Source organism: Serratia sp. CY71090, from assembly GCF_052166845.1.
Taxonomy (GTDB): Bacteria; Pseudomonadota; Gammaproteobacteria; order Enterobacterales; family Enterobacteriaceae; genus Serratia; species Serratia nematodiphila.
In genome coordinates this window covers 654,382-671,666 of record NZ_JBJNOA010000003.1, presented here as the reverse complement: position 1 = coordinate 671,666, position 17,285 = coordinate 654,382, and the positions used below count along the sequence as shown (strand labels likewise).

At 62.4% G+C, this 17,285-nt stretch carries 17 protein-coding genes; 15 read left to right on the top strand and 2 right to left on the bottom strand.

All coding sequences use genetic code 11. The features are described 5' to 3' along the window. Nucleotides 1–306 precede the first annotated feature (306 nt). Both ACJ8OK_RS09580 and ACJ8OK_RS09575 read left to right on the top strand, forming a co-directional pair. Entirely contained in the window at nt 307–591 is a 285-nt protein-coding gene (locus tag ACJ8OK_RS09580; protein ID WP_033634035.1) for a YdgH/BhsA/McbA-like domain containing protein, read from the top strand. Nucleotides 592–831: 240 nt separating this feature from the next. Next, on the top strand, nt 832–1,389 hold the full coding sequence (locus tag ACJ8OK_RS09575) for a class I SAM-dependent methyltransferase (RefSeq protein WP_004940516.1): 558 nt from the start codon (nt 832–834) through the stop codon (nt 1,387–1,389). Here the strand turns inward: ACJ8OK_RS09575 and ACJ8OK_RS09570 are convergent, their stop codons facing one another. Then, a complete protein-coding gene (locus ACJ8OK_RS09570) occupies nt 1,390–1,851 on the bottom strand; it encodes a GNAT family N-acetyltransferase (protein ID WP_033634034.1) in 462 nt (153 codons plus the stop codon). A 219-nt stretch (nt 1,852–2,070) separates the two neighbouring features. Between ACJ8OK_RS09570 and ACJ8OK_RS09565 the strand changes: the two genes are divergently transcribed. From ACJ8OK_RS09565 to aroL, 4 genes are all read left to right on the top strand, one after another. Then, nucleotides 2,071–3,186: an ABC transporter substrate-binding protein gene (locus tag ACJ8OK_RS09565; RefSeq protein WP_033634033.1), complete on the top strand. Its 1,116-nt coding sequence runs from the start codon at nt 2,071–2,073 to the stop codon at nt 3,184–3,186. After that, on the top strand, nt 3,179–5,302 hold the full coding sequence (locus tag ACJ8OK_RS09560) for a TonB-dependent siderophore receptor (RefSeq protein WP_033634032.1): 2,124 nt from the start codon (nt 3,179–3,181) through the stop codon (nt 5,300–5,302). The genes ACJ8OK_RS09565 and ACJ8OK_RS09560 overlap by 8 nt, the downstream gene beginning before the upstream one ends. Nucleotides 5,303–5,355: 53 nt before the next feature. Next, nucleotides 5,356–5,874: a GNAT family N-acetyltransferase gene (locus tag ACJ8OK_RS09555; RefSeq protein ID WP_004940503.1), complete on the top strand. Its 519-nt coding sequence runs from the start codon at nt 5,356–5,358 to the stop codon at nt 5,872–5,874. Nucleotides 5,875–5,983: 109 nt separating this feature from the next. Beyond that, complete coding sequence (aroL, locus tag ACJ8OK_RS09550; protein WP_033634031.1) at nt 5,984–6,508, top strand: shikimate kinase AroL; 525 nt, start codon at nt 5,984–5,986, stop codon at nt 6,506–6,508. 36 nt (nt 6,509–6,544) lie between these two features. On the opposite strand, the gene ACJ8OK_RS09545 is transcribed toward aroL, so the two are convergent. After that, complete coding sequence (locus tag ACJ8OK_RS09545) at nt 6,545–7,288, bottom strand: helix-turn-helix domain-containing protein (protein WP_407573171.1); 744 nt, start codon at nt 7,286–7,288, stop codon at nt 6,545–6,547. Between the two features lie 96 nt (nt 7,289–7,384). On the opposite strand from ACJ8OK_RS09545, the gene ACJ8OK_RS09540 reads away from it, so the two are divergent. From ACJ8OK_RS09540 to ACJ8OK_RS09500, 9 genes are all read left to right on the top strand, one after another. Continuing rightward, entirely contained in the window at nt 7,385–7,789 is a 405-nt protein-coding gene (locus ACJ8OK_RS09540; protein ID WP_033634029.1) for a nuclear transport factor 2 family protein, read from the top strand. Between the two features lie 47 nt (nt 7,790–7,836). Beyond that, complete coding sequence (locus ACJ8OK_RS09535; RefSeq protein ID WP_015376810.1) at nt 7,837–8,037, top strand: YaiA family protein; 201 nt, start codon at nt 7,837–7,839, stop codon at nt 8,035–8,037. Between the two features lie 146 nt (nt 8,038–8,183). Further along, nucleotides 8,184–8,684 carry an RNA polymerase sigma factor gene (locus ACJ8OK_RS09530; protein WP_033637263.1) on the top strand — a complete coding sequence of 167 codons (501 nt, stop codon included), beginning with the start codon at nt 8,184–8,186 and terminating at the stop codon, nt 8,682–8,684. Between the two features lie 76 nt (nt 8,685–8,760). After that, nucleotides 8,761–9,714 (top strand): FecR family protein, encoded by a 954-nt coding sequence (locus ACJ8OK_RS09525; protein ID WP_166729630.1) that lies wholly within the window; start codon nt 8,761–8,763, stop codon nt 9,712–9,714. Nucleotides 9,715–9,870: 156 nt separating this feature from the next. Then, nucleotides 9,871–12,558, top strand: a complete 2,688-nt coding sequence (locus ACJ8OK_RS09520; RefSeq protein WP_033634028.1) for a TonB-dependent receptor — start codon at nt 9,871–9,873, stop codon at nt 12,556–12,558. Between the two features lie 78 nt (nt 12,559–12,636). Then, a complete protein-coding gene (locus tag ACJ8OK_RS09515; RefSeq protein ID WP_004940479.1) occupies nt 12,637–13,203 on the top strand; it encodes a heme acquisition protein HasA in 567 nt (188 codons plus the stop codon). A gap of 72 nt (nt 13,204–13,275) precedes the next feature. Further along, nucleotides 13,276–15,060, top strand: a complete 1,785-nt coding sequence (locus tag ACJ8OK_RS09510) for a type I secretion system permease/ATPase (RefSeq protein ID WP_033634027.1) — start codon at nt 13,276–13,278, stop codon at nt 15,058–15,060. Further along, on the top strand, nt 15,057–16,388 hold the full coding sequence (locus tag ACJ8OK_RS09505; protein ID WP_060558690.1) for an HlyD family type I secretion periplasmic adaptor subunit: 1,332 nt from the start codon (nt 15,057–15,059) through the stop codon (nt 16,386–16,388). The genes ACJ8OK_RS09510 and ACJ8OK_RS09505 overlap by 4 nt, the downstream gene beginning before the upstream one ends. 2 nt (nt 16,389–16,390) lie before the next feature. After that, nucleotides 16,391–17,182 carry an energy transducer TonB gene (locus ACJ8OK_RS09500; RefSeq protein WP_374930450.1) on the top strand — a complete coding sequence of 264 codons (792 nt, stop codon included), beginning with the start codon at nt 16,391–16,393 and terminating at the stop codon, nt 17,180–17,182. Nucleotides 17,183–17,285: the final 103 nt, after the last annotated feature.

Genomic DNA, 17,285 nt, shown 5'->3' with positions numbered 1-17,285 from the left:
CGTTCTTCCTTAAAAGGGTAAGCCACAAAATCAGCGTAGCTCAGCGCGCTCCGGCGGGTAAAAAATCTTAAATAGACGCGGCGCGCATGCTTTATCTCGCACCGTCTTTAATTGTTCATCAAATAGGGGTAAGGTGAGGTTTATAAAGTCATTCCCGCCTGAAAATACACACCCGCTCTCACTTCCTCCTTATTCTCCTCACAATGATTGATGTTCTTTACGTTGCATGACGTCCGTTTTCATTGGCTAGCGGATAATTAACATCACTGACCACGAGCTAATAAACAAGAACACCTGGAGTCAATCATGAAACTCATCCCAAGCATCGCAGCCGTATTGATCGCCGCCGCTTCTTTCTCCACTTTCGCCGCGCCGCTGTCGTCGGTAAAACAGGTCAACAGCGAGCAGGCCGCCAATCTGCAAAGCCTCGGCGTTGTGTCGGTTTCCGGCGTTAGCGGCTCACCGCATGACGCCATCACCGCCCTGAAAGAAAAAGCTGCGGCGGACGGCGCCAGTCATTATCGCATTATCGGTCTGGACACCCCCGGGGACTCCAGCAACTGGCGCGGCAATGCGGAAATTTATCGCTAAGCGTTAGCTTTTTACCCTCTGGCCGCGGCAACGCGGCCAATAAAATAAACGGTCGCAATAATTATCTGAATAGTCGGTGTATAAACGACTTATTCTCAGGTCATTATTACGGCCGTTTTTCTTTGCGTGCCGTTGATGAGGTTGCATTTTATTACAACTGTGTCTGCCGCTTTCGGAATCATGTTAATGATTACTTAAGAAATTCGGCTCACATTGAGGGCTTAACCCAAGGAGGCCTCAATGTTAAATGCGACCCGGCTGCAACTGATGAATCACTTCGCTTACCTGCAGCAATTTATGGCTTCACCGCGCACCGTCGGTACGCTGGCGCCTTCTTCCCCGTGGCTGTGTCAGGCGATGCTGAACCAGATTGAATGGACCCGGGCGCTGTCGATCGCGGAACTGGGCGCGGCCGACGGGGTGTTGACCAAACGCATTCTGGGGCGGATGCGCGCCGATGCAGCGCTGGAGGCTTTCGAAATCCAACCCCATTTCGTGCATCGGCTGCGCGGGATAGACGATCGGCGGCTGCAGGTGATGGGCCACTCTGCGACCCGGATGGCCACGGATTACGACGTGGTGTTTTCCTGCCTGCCGCTGTTGTCGATCCCGGTCAGGATCAGCGTGCGCATTCTTCAGCAGGCCCGGCAGCGGCTGCTGGCGCGCAACGGCACGCTGGTGTTGTTTCAATACAGCCACCTGTCGGAAAAATTGCTGTCGCGCTATTTTCACTGGAAGCGCCTGCGGGTAGTGCGCAACTTCCCGCCGGCGCTGGTGTATGTCTGTACGCCGCGTTAGCTACAGCGTTTTCGCCATCACCACCACCTCTTCGTCATGCTGCCGCCGGCGTTCCACGGGATGCCAACCCCAGCCGGCGTACAGCGCTTCCGACTTGTCGGTAATGAGATGCAGAACCGAGTGATGGCGTTGCCGCGCCGCCTCGACGATGGCCATTTCAAGACGGTGGGCGATGCCCTTGCGGCGGTGATCGGGATGCACGAAGACGCCGGCCAGCCACGGAGTGAGATCCTGACGCTGGCGATCGTCGCTGGGCCACAGGCTGGCCATGCCGACCGGACGATCGCCGTCGATCATCATCAGCGTCAGGTGATCGTCGCTTGGCCGGCTGCATTGGGCGAAACGCAGCTGGGTGCGCGCCAGCGAACCGCCGCGCTGTGAACCCCATTGGCCGAAAGCCCAGGCGGCGCACACATCGGCAAACTGCGGGCACTCCGACAGCGGAATGATGCGTTGAGTCATGGAGGTCTCCCGGTTTTTTTGCTGTTTCCCCCTCCTATTTAACCGATTTTTCCGCCATTTTTTTAACTTTTTAAAGCCGCTATTTTAGCGGTTTTACGGTGTTTTACCGCGTGCCCGGCACCGTTTCCCGGATTTCTTTTGGCAATCGCGGCGTGGGATTGCAAGTGCTAATGAGAGTGATTATCATGCGCACACTATTTCTCCCGTTTCGGCTCAATCATGCGCAATTCCCTCATTTTACTGCTGCTTTCCCTGTGGTTCGGCATGTTCTCCGCCCAGGCGAAGACGGTGACCGATATCACCGGCCGCCAGGTCGCGGTGCCGGACAACCCGCAGCGCATCGTGGTGGGGGAGAGCCGCATGTTGTATACGCTGGCGCTGCTGGAGCCGGGCAACCCGGCGCAGCGCATCGTCGGCTGGCCGGCGGATCTGGCGCGCTTTGATGCGCAAAGCTGGCAGCTGTATACGCAGACGTTTCCACAGATAGCCCAGATCCCCGTCATCAGCGGTAATAACTTTCGCCAGGTCAACATCGAAAGCCTGCTGCAGCTGAAGCCGGATCTGGTGATTCTGGCGCGCTACGCGCGTGAAGACGGCGACAACGATCTGCTGGTTTCCGCACTGAGCAAGGCCGGCGTGGCGGTGATCTACGTCGATCTGCGCATCGATCTGCTGAACAACACCGTGCCGAGCGTGCGGCTGCTGGGCGAAGTGCTCAATCGCCAGCAACGCGCCGAGCAGTTCATCGCGTTTTATCAGCAGCATATGACGGTGATCCGGCAACGGTTGGCGGGCTATCAGGGGCCGAAGCCCAAGGTGATGCTGCACCTGCATCTGGGGCGGCGCGACACCTGTTGCACCACCGCCGCGCACGGCAACCTCGGCGATCTGCTGACCTTCGCCGGCGGCGACAACATCGCCAACGCCAGCGTCAAAGGGGTGTATGGCGAGCTGAACCCGGAAACCATTCTGAGCGCCAATCCTGACGTGTACCTCGCCACCGGCATGGCCGGCCCGCAGGGCAAACGGCTGTCCGATCTGCGTCTCGGGCCGCAGGTCAGCCCACAGGAGGCCGCCGACAGCTTCCGCCAACTGATCGCCAAACAGCCGATGCTGGCCAGCCTGCAGGCGGTGAAAAACCACCGCGCCTGGAGCGTCTGGCACAACTTTTACCTCAGCCCGTACCATGTCGTGTTGGTCGAGATGTTCGCCAAAGCGTTTTACCCGGATCTGTTCGCCGACATCAACCCGCAGCAGACCTTCCAACAGTTGTATCAGCAGTTTTTGCCGTTACCTTTTTCAGGGACCTATTGGAGTCAGTTAGATAATGAATAACAACAAGCGCGGCTGGTGGTGCGCATTGCCTTTGGCAGCCTGCGCGACATCGCCGGCGTGGGCGGCGGAAAAAGCCGCGCCGCAAGAAGAGAGCCTGGTGGTGGTCGGCCGCAAAGACGCCGACGGCGTGCAGAGCTATCAGCCGTTGACCAGCGTCACCGGCACCCGCAGCGAAACCAACCTGCTGAACGTGCCGCAGGCGATCGACGTGGTGCCGCAACAGGTGATTACCGATCAGGCGGTCAGCAGCCTGGACGAAGCGCTGTACAACGTCAGCGGCATAACCCAGGCCAACACGCTGGGGGGCACCCAGGACGCGGTAATGAAACGCGGCTTCGGCGACAACCGCGACGGCTCCATTCTGCGCGATGGCGTGCGCTCGGTGCAGGCGCGCAACTTTACGCCGACCACCGAGCGGGTGGAGGTGCTCAAGGGGCCGGCCTCGATGCTGTACGGCATGGGCGAGCCGGGCGGGATGATCAACATGATCACCAAAAAGCCCCAGCTGCAGCAGCATACCCACGTGGAAGGCTGGGGCAGCAGTTTCAACGGCGGCGGTGGCCAGCTCGACGTTACCGGGCCGCTCGGCACGTCGGGATTCGCCTATCGGATGATCGTCGATCACGATGAAACCGATTACTGGCGCAACTTTGGCCGCAATCGTCAGACGGTGATCGCGCCCTCGCTGATGTGGTACGGCGAGAACACCACCGTGCGGCTGGCCTACGAGCATATGGAATATCTGGTGCCGTTCGATCGCGGCACCATTATCGATTCGCGCACCGGCAAACCGGTGAATACGCCGCGCGATCGCCGTTTCGACGAGGCTTATAACGCCACCCGCGGCGATCAGGACAGCGTCACTCTGCAGATCGATCAAACGCTCAATGAGCGCTGGAAAAGCTCGCTGACCTACGCCTACAGCCGCAACAGCTACAGCGACAACCAGGCGCGCGCCACGGCGCTGGACCCGGAGAGCGGCGCATTGAGCCGCCAGGCCGACTCGACCGCCCATGCCGTCAGCCACGCCAACGCGGTGCAGCTGACGCTCAATGGTGACGTGGACTGGGGCAGCATCAATCACCAGATGCTGTTCGGCTTTGATTTTGAAGATAACCGTACCTACCGCGGCGACATGATCCGCGGTAAAAAGAACAGCGATTTCAATATTTATCATCCGGTATACGGCCTGATGCCGCCGTCGACCGCGGTCAGCGCCAAAGACAGCGACCAGCGGGAAAATCTCACCAGCTACGGCTGGTTTATGCAGGATTCCATCCAACTGACCGATAAATGGCTGGTGATGGGCGGGCTGCGCTACGACGCTTTCGACGTCTATGCCGGCAAGGGGCGGCCGTTCCAGACCAATACCGACAGCTCGGACGGCAAGCTGGTGCCGCGCGCCGGGGTGGTCTACAAGCTGACGCCTTACGTGTCGCTGTACAGCAGCTATACCGAGTCGTTCAAGCCGAACTCTTCCATCGCCACCCAGATTGATTCGCTGCCGCCGGAGCAGGGCAAGTCGTGGGAAGTCGGCGGCAAGCTGGCGCTGCCGAACGGTGTTACCGGCACGTTGGCGCTGTTCGACATCACCAAGCGCAACGTGATGGTCAGTGAGCTGGTGGCGGGCGAAACCGTGACGCGCACCGCCGGACGCGTGCGTTCGCAGGGCGTGGAGCTGGACGTGGCCGGTAATCTCACCGACTCGCTGAGCCTGATCGGTTCCTATGCGTATACCGACGCACGGGTGGTGGACGATCCGGACAACAAGGGCAAAGAGATGACCAACGTGGCGCGCCACACCGCCTCGCTGTTCCTGACCCAGAACCTGGGCAGCCCGGGTCTCTACAGCGGCGATGAGGTGCGCATTGGCGCCGGTGCGCGCTACGTAGGGCGCCGCCCGGGTGACGCTGCCAACAGTTTCTACCTGGATAACTACACCGTTGCCGATGCGTTCGCCGCTTACACCATGCCGATCAACGGCTATCGGGTGAAATGGCAACTGAACGTGAAGAACCTGTTCGATAAAACCTACTACCCGTCCAGCGGCGGCAATTTGCGCGTGGCGGTGGGGGAACCGCGTGAGGTGGTGCTGCGCGGCAGTGTCGATTTCTAAGCCACGGGCGGTGAAATTTGCTTAAATAACCGCCCCAACGTTAAGGAGAACCCATGAGCCTGCAGATTCGTTTGGCGCAGCAGCGGGATATCGCGCATCTGATGGCGGTTGAACGCTCGGCGGCGCAGTTGTTTCGCCAACAGCCGGAATGGCGCTTTATTGCCGAAGGCGAGGTGATGGCCCCGCAGCAGCATGCCGCGTTTATCGCCGAGCGCCGTGAATGGCTGGCGGAAAGCGACAACGGCGAGTGCGCCGGTTTCATCGCCGTGCTGGCTCAGGGGGAAGATTGGCACATCGCCGAATTGTCGGTCGCCGGCACCTGGCAGCGGCAGGGCGTCGGCCGCCGCTTGATCGGCGCGGTGGCGGAAGAGGCCAAACGGCAGGGTGCCGGCCGCCTGACGCTCACCACCTTCATTGAGGTGCCGTGGAATGCGCCTTACTACCGGCGGCTGGGATTCCGGCCGCTTGAGGGCGCGCAGCTCACGGCCGCCTTGCGGCGGCATCTGGATGAGGATCTGGCGCACGGCTTTGCCGTCGGCAGTCGCTGTGCCATGGAATTTACACTATCGTAAATATTGAAATACAGAGCGGGCAGGGTATGATGCTGCCACCACGCCATCGCACCCGCTCGGCATTTTGGTATGCAATGCACTCAAGTCACCGCATAAGGGACAACCCGTAATGACACAAACCCTGTTCATGATAGGCGCTCGCGGAGCCGGCAAGACCACGGTAGGCCACGCATTGGCGCTGGCGTTGGGCTATCAATTCGTCGATACCGATCTGTTTATGCAGCAGGCGGCGCAGATGAGCGTGGCGGAAATGGTCGAGCGCGAGGGTTGGCTGGGGTTCCGCCGCCGTGAGACCGTCGCGTTGCAAACCGTGACTAAGCCGTCAACTATAGTTGCCACCGGCGGCGGGGCGATCCTGGCGGAAGAGAATCGTCAGTTTATGCGCCAGCATGGCACCGTTATCTACCTGCGCGCGCCGGCCAGCGTGTTGGCGCAGCGGTTGGAAGAGTACCCGGAAGATGCGCAGCGCCCGACGCTCACCGGCAGGCCGATCGCCGAAGAGATGCGCGAGGTGCTGGCCGCGCGGGAAGCGCTGTATCAGGATGCCGCACATTACGTGATGGACGGCGCCGCCGATCCGCAGCGGGTGGTGGAACAAATCCTCGCGGTGCTGCCGCGTGAGACGGTGAAATAACCTTTTCTTCTTTTCGGGCGCTGTGCGCCCGTTTTTCTATTCCGTTTGCCGAGCGGCCGCAAAGTAGGCTCCGGGCGTGACGCCGAAGCGGCGGCGAAAGGCGGCGATATAGGCGCTGACGTTGTCATAGCCACAGGCGTCGGCCACCTCGCCAACCGCTTTGCCGCGTGATAACTCCTCCAGTGAACGCAATACCCGCGCCTGCTGGCGCCACAGCGCGAAGCTGATGCCGGTTTCCTGCAGAAAACGGCGGCTCAGGGTGCGCGGGCTGAGCCCGGCCCAGATGGCCCAGTCGCGCTGGCTGCGCGGGCTGGCGGGATCGTTCAGCAGCGCCCGGGCGATGTTCAGCAACCGGGCGTCCTGCGGCAGCGGCAATTGCAACGGCGCGCGGCTTGCCGCGTGCATTTCGTCCAGCAGCACCTGCAGCAGCCGCCGTTGCGGCGCACTCAGCGGGCCGGCGGGGAACTGCGCGATGCGCTCCACCAGGGCCTGCAACAACGCAGAGGCCGTGAACAGCTGCGGCAGCGGCGGCATCTCCGGCACGCTTTCCACCGGCAGATACAGGCTCCAGCCCGCCACGTCGCCACAGGCCAGCGCCTGATGGGCGCATCCCGGCGGCAGCCAGCCCAGCGTGCCGCCGGTGATCGCCCATTGCCGGCCCGGGAGTTCCATTGCCAGCATGCCGCGCGTCAAGAGATAGATCTGGCCGCCTTCGTGCCGGTGCCAGGGCGTCAGGTGCTTTTTTTCATGCTGAAGGCGTTGGCTGCGGATCTGCGTCATGTTGGCCGTTTAACGTTATTGAAAGTCTTTATGTGGTTATTATGCCATCGCCTGGCCGGGATAGGATCGCCGTTCACCCTATTTCGGAGAAATGTGATGACTCAACTTACCCCATTGAACCTGGTGCTCGATACGCTGCAGCAGGTGGTCGCCAGCCCGGAGCATCGGCCGACGCAGCTCGCCGCCCGTTTCAGCGCAGGCTACCGCCAGCAGGTGGATGGCAAAGTGCTGAACTTCGAGCAGTTTGAGCAGCATATGGCGCTGCTGAAGCGGCAAACTCGCCGCATGACGCTGAGCGTGATCGCGGCGGCGGAGCAGGGCGAGGCGGTACTGACTCACCATCTGGTCGAGGTGGAAAAGCGTGACGGTTCCCGCTGCCGCGTGCGGGTGCTGGCGCACTTCACCGTGCGCGAAGGCCGCATTTGCGCCTGCGACGAATTGACCGAGCTATTGGCGGGCCCCCCTGGCGATCGCGATCTCGGCTCGCGCGTGTCGGAATGAGGACGGCTGCTATACTTGCTACTGTGTGAAACACACGGGAGAACGGCATGCGCGAAAATGATCAACCTGCTTATCCACGGAGCGCCCGCGTCGTAGAGGTGTTTCGGGGGGACCCGAACCTGCATCTGCGCCGTTTTGAGGTGCGCACCGACGACATTGAGCCAAATACGCTGCTCAGTGAACATGAAACCGAGCAGGAAGCGCTCGACGCCAAGCACCGCTATGAAGACGAGGCGCTAGAGCACTGACCTGCAGCCCAGCGGAAACCGGCGTCAGGCCGGTTTCCTGTTTATCCCCCCGCGTCAGCACATATTTCCCAGAACAATATTGATAATGATAATCATTTATGTGATTTTTATCGCCCCTATTGGGTGTTTCACTTCTGGGAAAAGAGATGTCCAATTCCGAGTTGCAGGCGCTGTTTCTGCGCCATATGCGGCCGCTGCAAGCCTATTTGAACGCCAAACTGCGCGACCCTCAGCTGGCCGCGGACTTGGCGCAGGAAAGCTTTACCCGCCTTACCGAGCAATATCCGCAGGGTAACATTCTCGATATCGAAGCCTACCTGTATAAAACCGCCAAAAACCTGATGCTCGACCATCTGCGCCAGCAGCAGCGGCGGCAGACCGAAGCGGTCGAAGACGACATTCTGGCGCAGTATCCCTCCGGTGAACCGGCGCTTGAACAACTGGCGATCGATAGCCAATTGCTGCAGCTGTTGCAGCAGGCGCTGGCGGGCATGCCGCCGCGCACGCAGCAGATTTTCCGCCTTAACCGGCTTGATGGCCTGACCCAGGCGCAGGTGGCGGCGCAGCTGGGCGTGTCGCTCAGCACGGTGGAAAAACACCTGGCCAGCGCGCTCGAGCGGCTGATGGCGCGGATGGAAGAACAATAATGGCAATTTTTTTACGGGTTTATCCGCGCTCAGACGTCTTAACCTATAACCAGAAAAAACAGAGGTCTATGCCATTATGAAACCGCTAACCGCACAGGTGCGACAGCAGGCGGCCGCCTGGGCCGTGAGCCTGGCCGAAGGGGCGCTGCCGGCCGATCGGCGGCGAGCGTTGGACGCCTGGCTGGCCGCCGATCCGCAGCATCCGGCGGCGCTGCGTCAGGCTCGCCTGCTGTGGACGACGCTGGGACAGCTGCCGCCTGAGCAGCGGCAGGCGTTACAACCGCAGGTGGCGACGCTGAAAACGTCATCCCATCGCAGGTGGCCCCGCTGGGCGGTGGCGGCGGCGGTGGCGATCGCCGTTTCCTTCGGCGTTTATCACGGGCCGGATCTATGGATTGGCATGCAGGCGGATTATCAAACCGTTCGCGGCGAGGTGCGCGAAGTTGCGTTGCCGGACGGCAGCCGGGTGGCGCTGGACAGCGGCAGCGCGATCGCACTGGCGTATTCCGCAGGCGAACGCAAGGTGCGGCTGCTTAGCGGCGCCGCCTATTTTGTCGTCGCGCCGTTGGGCGGGCCGGAAAGTCGCCCGTTCAGGGTGGAGGCGGAAAACGGCGTCACCCAGGCACTGGGCACCGAGTTCAGCGTGGCGCGCACCGAGCAGGGCGTCGACGTCAGCGTGCATCAGCACAGCGTGCGGGTAACGCTTGAGCACGGTGAGCGTTCGCTGGTGGTCGCGCAACGCCAGGCGGCGCATTACCGCAACGGGCAGCTGCAGCTGACGCGGCAAACGGCCGGTGATGACGCCTGGCGGCGCGGCTGGCTGGTGATCGACCGCCAACCGCTGACGCAGGCGCTCGCGCAGCTCAACCGCTATCGCGAAACCCGCATCGTAGCGATCAATCCCGAACTCAGATCGCGTACGGTCAGCGGCGTGTTCGCGCTCAATAAACTCGACGACGGCGTCGGCGCCATTCGTCAGGAACTCTCCGCCCGCCAGCTGAATCTCCCCGGCATTACGCTGCTTTACTGAGCGGTGCAGGCGGGCCGGGATGCCCGTCTCGCCGCTATTTTCACTTTCTGTAAAAAATCTTTACGGGTTTTTGCCTCCCGGAACGTCCTTATGTTTAAACGAGATTGATTTCCATTATCACTTGGTTTGACATTCTTTCGGGTGGAACACACACGCATGCTTATTCACAAGGGAACCACGCCGGCCGGCCGCTTGGCCACGGCGGTACGCGCCGCGCTGGCGGCGATGATGTTGACTCAGCCGGCTGTGGCGCTCGCCGTCCAGGCTGAGGCGAACGGTGCGCAGGCTGCACAGCAAAAGCATTTCAACATTGCGGCGCAGCCGCTGCAGAGCGCCATGTTGCGCTTCGCCGAGCAGGCCGGCATGCAGGTGTTTTTCGACGAGGTGAAGCTCGATGGCATGCAGGCGGCGGCGCTGAACGGCAGCATGAGCGTTGAACAGGGCCTGAGGCGCTTGATCGGCGGCAATCCGGTGGCTTTCCGCCTGCAGCCGCAGGGGCAGATCGTATTGAGCCGGCTGCCGACGGCGAACGGCGATGGCGGCGCGCTGGCGCTGGATAGCCTGACGGTGCTGGGCGCCGGCGGCATCAACGCCAACGATTGGGTTTACGACGAACCGCGCTCGGTCAGCGTCATCAGCCGCGAACAGATGGACAACCGCCCGGCGCGGCACGCGGCCGATATTCTGGAACAGACCACGGGGGCCTATTCCAGCGTCAGTCAGCAAGATCCGGCGCTGTCGGTCAACATCCGCGGCATACAAGACTATGGCCGGGTGAACATGAACATCGACGGCATGCGGCAGAATTTTCAAAAGAGCGGCCATGGCCAGCGTAACGGCACCATGTACATCGATTCTGAACTGCTGTCCGGCGTGACCATCGACAAGGGCACCAGCGGCGGTATGGGCAGCGCCGGCACGCTCGGCGGCATCGCCACCTTCAATACCGTCAGCGCGAGCGATTTCCTGGCGCCGGGCAAAGAGCTGGGCGGCAAGCTGCACGCCAGCACCGGCGATAACGGCACCCACTTCATCGGCAGCGGCATACTGGCATTGGGCAACGAAACCGGCGATATCCTGCTGGCCGCCAGCGAACGCCACCTCGGCGACTATTGGCCCGGCAACAAGGGCGACATCGGCAACATTCGCATCAATAACGACACCGGCAATTACGATCGCTACGCCGAGAGCATCAAGAACAACAAAATCCCCGACACCCATTACCGCATGCACTCGCGGCTGGCCAAGGTGGGCTGGAATCTGCCCGCCAACCAGCGCCTGCAGCTGAGTTATCTGCAGACCCAGACCGCATCGCCGATCGCCGGCACCTTGACTAACCTGGGCACTCGCCCGCCCTACGAACTGGGCTGGAAGCGCACCGGCTACACCGACGTGATGGCGCGCAACGCGGCGTTCGACTACAGCCTGGCGCCGGAAGACGTCGACTGGCTCGATTTTCAGGCCAAGCTGTATTACGTCGATACTCAGGATGACAGCGACACCTACAGCACCAGTTCGCTGCTGGACAACGGCTACGCGACGCGCACCCGCCTGCGTACCTATGGCGCACAGGCGCAAAACACCTCGCGCTTCAGCCTGGCGCCGGGGCATGACTTCCGCGCCAATTACGGGCTGGAGTTCTATTACGACAAAGCGACCAGCGACTCTTCCCGCCAAGGCATGGAAGGGGTGACGCCGGCCGGCAACCGTTCGGTAGCCAGCCTGTTCGCCAACCTGACCTATGACTACGACGGCTGGCTGACGTTGGAAGGTGGGCTGCGTTACGACCGCTATCGCCTGCGTGGCCAGACCGGCCTGAGCTACGCCGACTTCCCGTATACGGCGGAGAATCCCTGCAAACAGCTGCGGCTGCGCAACTGCCTGGCGACGACCACGCAGCAGGAGTGGAACGTCGATCGCGATCAGGGCAAGCTGTCGCCGACGCTGGCGCTGGCTGTGCGTCCCGGCGTGGAGTGGCTGGAGCTGTATACCACCTACGGCAAATCCTGGCGGCCGCCGGCGATCACCGAAACGCTGACCAACGGCAGCGCGCACAGCACCTCTACGCAATATCCCAACCCGTTCCTGCAGGCCGAGCGCTCGCGCGCCTGGGAAGTGGGGTTCAACGTGCAGCAGCCTGACCTGTGGTTTGAGGGCGATCGGTTGGCAGCCAAGGTGGCCTATTTCGACACCAAAGTGGATAACTACATCAACCTGGCGATTAACCGCGACAAGCCGGGGCTGGTGCAGCCGAGCATCGGCAACGCCGCCTACGTCAACAATCTGTCGAAAACCCGTTTCCGCGGGCTGGAGTACCAGCTCAACTATGACGCCGGGGTGTTCTACGCCGACCTGACCTACACCCACATGATCGGTAAAAACGAGTTTTGCTCCAGGAACGCCTGGCTGGGCAATCGCCTGCGTTACGGCGCCAACTCCCGGCCGGGCAATTTCTACGCGGAGCAGGATCCGACGGCGAATGACGCCGTGTCCTGCGACGGCGGCTCGCAGTTCGGCACCGCCGCTTACCTGCCGGGCGATCGCGGCTCGGTGACGCTGGGCGGCCGCGCTTTCGATCGCAAGCTGGACGCCGGGGTGACCGTGCGCTTCGCGCCGGGCTATCAGGACAGCTCGGTGCCGTCCAACTACCCGTATCTGGCCGACTGGCCGAAGTACACCCTGTTCGATCTGTACGCCAGCTACAAACTGACCGACAGCCTGACGCTGCGCGGCTCGGTGGAGAACCTGACCAACCGCGCCTACGTCGTCAGCTACGGCGAGACGCTGGCCAATACCCTGGGGCGCGGCCGCAGCGTGCAGGGCGGGGTGGAGTACCGTTTTTAAGCAGTAAAAGGGCGTTGCTCATCGTTGAGCACAGAGGTCGCCTCGTAAGGGGCGCCGTTCATCAATGGAGATAGAGAAATGGCATTTTCAGTCAACTATGACAGCAGTTTCGGCAGCTACAGCATCCATAACTATCTGAACGAGTGGGCGTCGTCGTTTGGCGATATCAACCACACCAACGGTAATGTCACCGACTCCAACAGCGGCGGTTTCTACGGCGGCAGCCTGTCCGGCAGCCAATATGCCGTGACCAGCACCGCCAACAACATCACCTCGTTCGTGGCGGGCGGCAACCTGACCTACACCCTGTTTAACGCACCGGCGCACACCCTGTACGGTCAACTGGATTCCCTGTCGTTCGGCGACGGCCTGAACGGCGGCGGCTCTACGCCGTACAACATCCAGGTGCCTGACGTCAGCTTCGGCGGCCTGAATCTCAGCAGCCTGCAGGCGCAGGGCCACGATGGCGTGGTGCACCAGGTGGTGTACGGCCTGATGTCCGGCGATACCGGCGCGCTGGAAACCGCGCTGAACGGCATCCTCGACGACTACGGTCTGAGCGTCAACTCCACCTTCGATCAGGTGGCGGCGGCGACGGCGGTGGGCGTGCAACACGCCGACAGCCCGGAATTGCTGGCGGCCTGATCGCGGCCGTTTGCCCGCCGGCGCCGTGTGCCCCGGCGGGCGTTTTCTCGTTTTTAGCCGATGGAAAACGCCATGAAAAACGCCGTCAGGCGCGGAGAAGTGATGAGCGTGCTGGCAGCATACCGGCGCGGATTTTGGGGCATTGCACTGTTTACCGCAGTGATCAACCTGCTGATGCTGGCCCCGGCGCTGTACATGCTGCAGGTCTACGATCGCGTGTTGCCGTCGGGCAACCGCATGACGCTGGCGATGCTGACCCTGATGGTGGTCGGCCTTTACCTGTTTATGGGCCTGCTGGAGTGGGTGCGCAGCCAGGTGGTGATCCGCCTTGGCGCCCAGATGGATATGCGCCTCAATCAGCGAGTCTACGACGCCGCCTTCGAAACCAATTTGAAAACCGGCAACCCGCTGGCGGGGCAGGCATTGAACGATCTGACCAACCTGCGCCAGTTCGCCACCGGCAATGCGCTGTTCGCCTTTTTCGATGCGCCCTGGTTCCCGGTTTATCTGCTGGTGGTTTTCCTGCTCCACCCCTGGCTTGGCGCGTTGGCCAGCGCTGGGGTGATCGTGCTGGTGCTGCTGGCCTGGCTCAACCAGCGGGTGTCGCAGGCGCCGCTGGCGGAGGCCGGCCGCGTCGCGCTGAGCGCCACGCAGCAGGCCAACGGCAACCTGCGCAATGCCGAAGCCATCGCCGCCATGGGCATGTTGACCGACTTGCGCCTGCGCTGGCTGCGGCAGCATCAGCAGTTCCTGCTGCTGCAGAACCGCGCCAGCGAGAAAATCGCCGCGGTCACCGCCTGGTCGAAAACCGTGCGGCTGGCGCTGCAGTCGCTGATGTTGGGCTGCGGCGCGCTGCTGGCGGTCAACGGCGACATTACGCCGGGCATGATGATCGCCGGATCGATCCTGATCGGCAGGGTGCTGGGGCCGATCGATCAGCTGATCGGCGCCTGGAAGCAGTGGTCATCGGCGCGCCAGTCCCTGCAGCGGCTGGAGGTGATGCTGGCCGCTAACCCGCCACGAATACCGAGTCTGCCGCTGCCGGCGCCCGGCGGTAAATTGGCCGTGAATCAGTTGACCGCCAGTGCGCCAGGCGGCACGGCGCCTGTGTTGCACGGCGTCAGTTTTCGCCTGGAGGCCGGCGAGGTGCTGGGCGTGATTGGCGCGTCCGGCTCCGGCAAAACCCTGCTGATGCGCCAACTGGTTGGCGCGCTGACGCCGCTCAGCGGCGACGTGCGGCTGGACGGTGCAGACATTCAGCAGTGGGACAAGCAACAACTCGGGCCGCATATCGGCTACTTGCCGCAGGATATCCAGCTGTTCGCCGGCACCCTGACGGATAACATCGCCCGCTTTGGGCAGGTCGACGCCGAGAAGGTGGTGGCCGCGGCGGCGCTGGCCGGCGTGCATCAGCTGATCCTGCATTTACCGAAAGGCTATGAGACCGAGCTGGGTGAAGGCGGCAGCGGCCTGTCCGGCGGCCAACGTCAGCGGGTGGCGCTGGCGCGCGCGCTGTATGGATCTCCGGCGCTGGTGGTGCTGGACGAACCGAACGCCAACCTCGATCGCGAAGGGGAAGGGGCGCTGCAGCGGGCGATCGAAGCGCTGAAGGCGCGCGGCACCACCATCGTGTTGGTGACCCATAAACCGGCGATCCTGGCGACCACCGACAAATTGCTGGTGCTGAGCGCCGGCCAGATACAGCACTTCGGCCCCAGCGACGCCATCCTGAAAAAACTGCCTGGTTTTGCGCCCGCCGCTGCCGCCGCACCGGCCAATGCCGGGCGCAGCAACGGCGGCTTCAACGTCAATTACGCCAACTTCGCCAAAACGGCCAGCGGTGAACGAAAAGTATGAGCAATCAGAGTGTGATCCCCGGCGATATCGACGCCCTTTCCCGGCAGTTCGACGAAGGCCGTTATCTGCGGCTGGGAGGCTGGCTGGTGCTGTTGGGGTTTGGCGGTTTCCTGCTGTGGGGGCTGTTGGCGCCGCTGGACAAAGGCGTGCCGGTTTCCGGCAGCGTGGTGGTGGCCGGCAACCGCAAGGCGGTGCAGCACCCGAGCGGCGGCGTGGTGTCGCAGATTCAGGTGCATGAGGGCGACCGGGTCATCGCCGGGCAGGTGCTGTTGTTGATGGATACCGTCGACAGCCGCACCCAGCGCGATGCACTGCGCAGCCAGCAGTTGAGCAACGCCGCGCAGCAGGCGCGGCTGCAAGCCGAGCGCGATGGTCTGCAAGCGATCGCTTTCCCGCCATCGCTGCAAGCGCGGCGAGAAGAGCCGGAGGTGATGTCGCTGATGCTGCTGCAGCAACAGCTGTTCACCAGCCGCCGTGCGGCGCTGCAGAGCGAGCTGGCGGCGATCGCGGAAAGCATCGCCGGATCGCAGGCGATGTTGGAAGGGGTTCGGCAGTCTTACGCCAGCAAGCAACGGCAAAAGGCCATGCTGCAGGAGCAACTGGGCGGCATGCGCAAGCTGGCGGCGCAAGGGTATGTGGCGCGTAATCGGCTGCTGGATCTGGAGGGGCAGCATGCGCAGATCGACGGCCAGGCGTCCGAGGACAGCGGCAATATCGGCCGTCTGGGGCGCCAGATCCTGGAGCTGAAACTGCGGGCGATCCAGCGGCGGGAAGAGTATCAGAAAGAGGTCAGCAGCCAGCTGGCCGAGGTGCGGATGAAGCTGGACGAGCTGGATAACCGCCTGGCCAAGGCGGAGGCCGATCTGGGGCATACGCAGGTGAAAGCGCCGGTGGCGGGCACCGTGGTGGGGTTGAGCGTGTTCACCGAAGGCGGCGTGATCGGCGCCGGTCAGCAACTGATGGAGATCGTGCCCAGCGATCGCGGGCTGCAGGTAGAAGCGCGCATCCCGGTCGAGTTGATCGATAAAGTGCAGGTGGGGTTGCCGGTCGAGCTGTTGTTCTCGGCGTTCAACCAAAGCACCACGCCGCGCGTCGAGGGCGAAGTGACGCTGGTCGGAGCCGATCGCCTGACCGACGAGAAAAGCGGCGCGCCTTATTACAGCGTGCGCGCCAAGGTCAGCGAAGAAGGATTGCAACGCTTGAGCGGGTTGGAGATCCGCCCGGGGATGCCGGTCGAAGGCTTCATCCGCACCGGTGAGCGTTCGATGATGAACTATCTGTTCAAACCGCTGACCGATCGCCTCCATTTGGCGCTGACGGAAGAGTGAGCATGTCGGTTTCGCCGCTGCCTTTCGCCGCGCCCGGCACCGCCATGCCCTGGCGCCGTTGTCTGGTGTTGGTGCTGGCGCTGCATCTGCTGGTTGCCGCGCTGTTTTGGTCCTGGAGAGACAAGGCCGAGCCGCCGTGGGTGCCGCCGCCGGCGGTGATGGTGCTGATGGCCGCCGCGCCGCAGGCCCCGGCCGAGGCGAAACAACCGCCGGGACAAAGGACGCCGCCGCCTCAGGTTGAACCGCCGGCGCCGCCGGAGCCGTTGCCGCTAGTGAAAGCGCCTGACGCCGCGCAGCCGAACATCGCCGTGCCGCCGAAACAGAAAAAACCACCTAAGCCGGTGAAGAAAAACAACCTGCCCCGCACGCCGCCGCACGAGAGAATCATCGCGCCGCCGAAGGTTCAGGAACAAAGCGTCGGCGCGCCGCCGCCGGGCCGCGCGGATAAAACGGCCGCGCCGCAAACCCGCCTGACGCCCTATGCTCAGGCGGGGGAGGACAACTGGCGCAGCCGCATCAGCGGCCGCCTGAATCGCTTTAAGCGTTACCCCAAAGACGCACTGCGGCTGAAGCGCCAGGGCGTCGGGCAGGTGCGTTTCACGTTGGACAGACAGGGCCACGTGCTGGCGGTGACGCTGGTCAGCAGCGCCGGGCTGCCGTCGCTGGATCGTGAAATCCAGGCGCTGGTCAAACGCGCTTCGCCGCTGCCCACGCCGCCGTCGGACGCCTACGTCAACGGCACGGTGGAATTGACGCTGCCGATCGATTTCAGTTTGCGCGGCGCGGGTTTTTGAGTCGCGACGAGATATCCCCCGAACAAAACCATTTTTCAGCAGCTTGTCCTGCTATTCATTATTTTCAAAGCGTATCGTTATTTTAATCAACGTGACGAAGTTG

Excerpts from the sequence above, each read along its gene's own strand:
- ACJ8OK_RS09580 (WP_033634035.1), top strand. The coding sequence starts at position 307 with ATGAAACTCATCCCAAGCATCGCAGCCGTATTGATCGCCGCCGCTTCT.
- ACJ8OK_RS09575 (WP_004940516.1), top strand. The coding sequence starts at position 832 with ATGTTAAATGCGACCCGGCTGCAACTGATGAATCACTTCGCTTACCTG.
- ACJ8OK_RS09570 (WP_033634034.1), bottom strand. The coding sequence starts at position 1,851 with ATGACTCAACGCATCATTCCGCTGTCGGAGTGCCCGCAGTTTGCCGAT.
- ACJ8OK_RS09565 (WP_033634033.1), top strand. The coding sequence starts at position 2,071 with ATGCGCAATTCCCTCATTTTACTGCTGCTTTCCCTGTGGTTCGGCATG.
- ACJ8OK_RS09560 (WP_033634032.1), top strand. The coding sequence starts at position 3,179 with ATGAATAACAACAAGCGCGGCTGGTGGTGCGCATTGCCTTTGGCAGCC.
- ACJ8OK_RS09555 (WP_004940503.1), top strand. The coding sequence starts at position 5,356 with ATGAGCCTGCAGATTCGTTTGGCGCAGCAGCGGGATATCGCGCATCTG.
- aroL (WP_033634031.1), top strand. The coding sequence starts at position 5,984 with ATGACACAAACCCTGTTCATGATAGGCGCTCGCGGAGCCGGCAAGACC.
- ACJ8OK_RS09545 (WP_407573171.1), bottom strand. The coding sequence starts at position 7,288 with ATGACGCAGATCCGCAGCCAACGCCTTCAGCATGAAAAAAAGCACCTG.
- ACJ8OK_RS09540 (WP_033634029.1), top strand. The coding sequence starts at position 7,385 with ATGACTCAACTTACCCCATTGAACCTGGTGCTCGATACGCTGCAGCAG.
- ACJ8OK_RS09535 (WP_015376810.1), top strand. The coding sequence starts at position 7,837 with ATGCGCGAAAATGATCAACCTGCTTATCCACGGAGCGCCCGCGTCGTA.
- ACJ8OK_RS09530 (WP_033637263.1), top strand. The coding sequence starts at position 8,184 with ATGTCCAATTCCGAGTTGCAGGCGCTGTTTCTGCGCCATATGCGGCCG.
- ACJ8OK_RS09525 (WP_166729630.1), top strand. The coding sequence starts at position 8,761 with ATGAAACCGCTAACCGCACAGGTGCGACAGCAGGCGGCCGCCTGGGCC.
- ACJ8OK_RS09520 (WP_033634028.1), top strand. The coding sequence starts at position 9,871 with ATGCTTATTCACAAGGGAACCACGCCGGCCGGCCGCTTGGCCACGGCG.
- ACJ8OK_RS09515 (WP_004940479.1), top strand. The coding sequence starts at position 12,637 with ATGGCATTTTCAGTCAACTATGACAGCAGTTTCGGCAGCTACAGCATC.
- ACJ8OK_RS09510 (WP_033634027.1), top strand. The coding sequence starts at position 13,276 with ATGAAAAACGCCGTCAGGCGCGGAGAAGTGATGAGCGTGCTGGCAGCA.
- ACJ8OK_RS09505 (WP_060558690.1), top strand. The coding sequence starts at position 15,057 with ATGAGCAATCAGAGTGTGATCCCCGGCGATATCGACGCCCTTTCCCGG.
- ACJ8OK_RS09500 (WP_374930450.1), top strand. The coding sequence starts at position 16,391 with ATGTCGGTTTCGCCGCTGCCTTTCGCCGCGCCCGGCACCGCCATGCCC.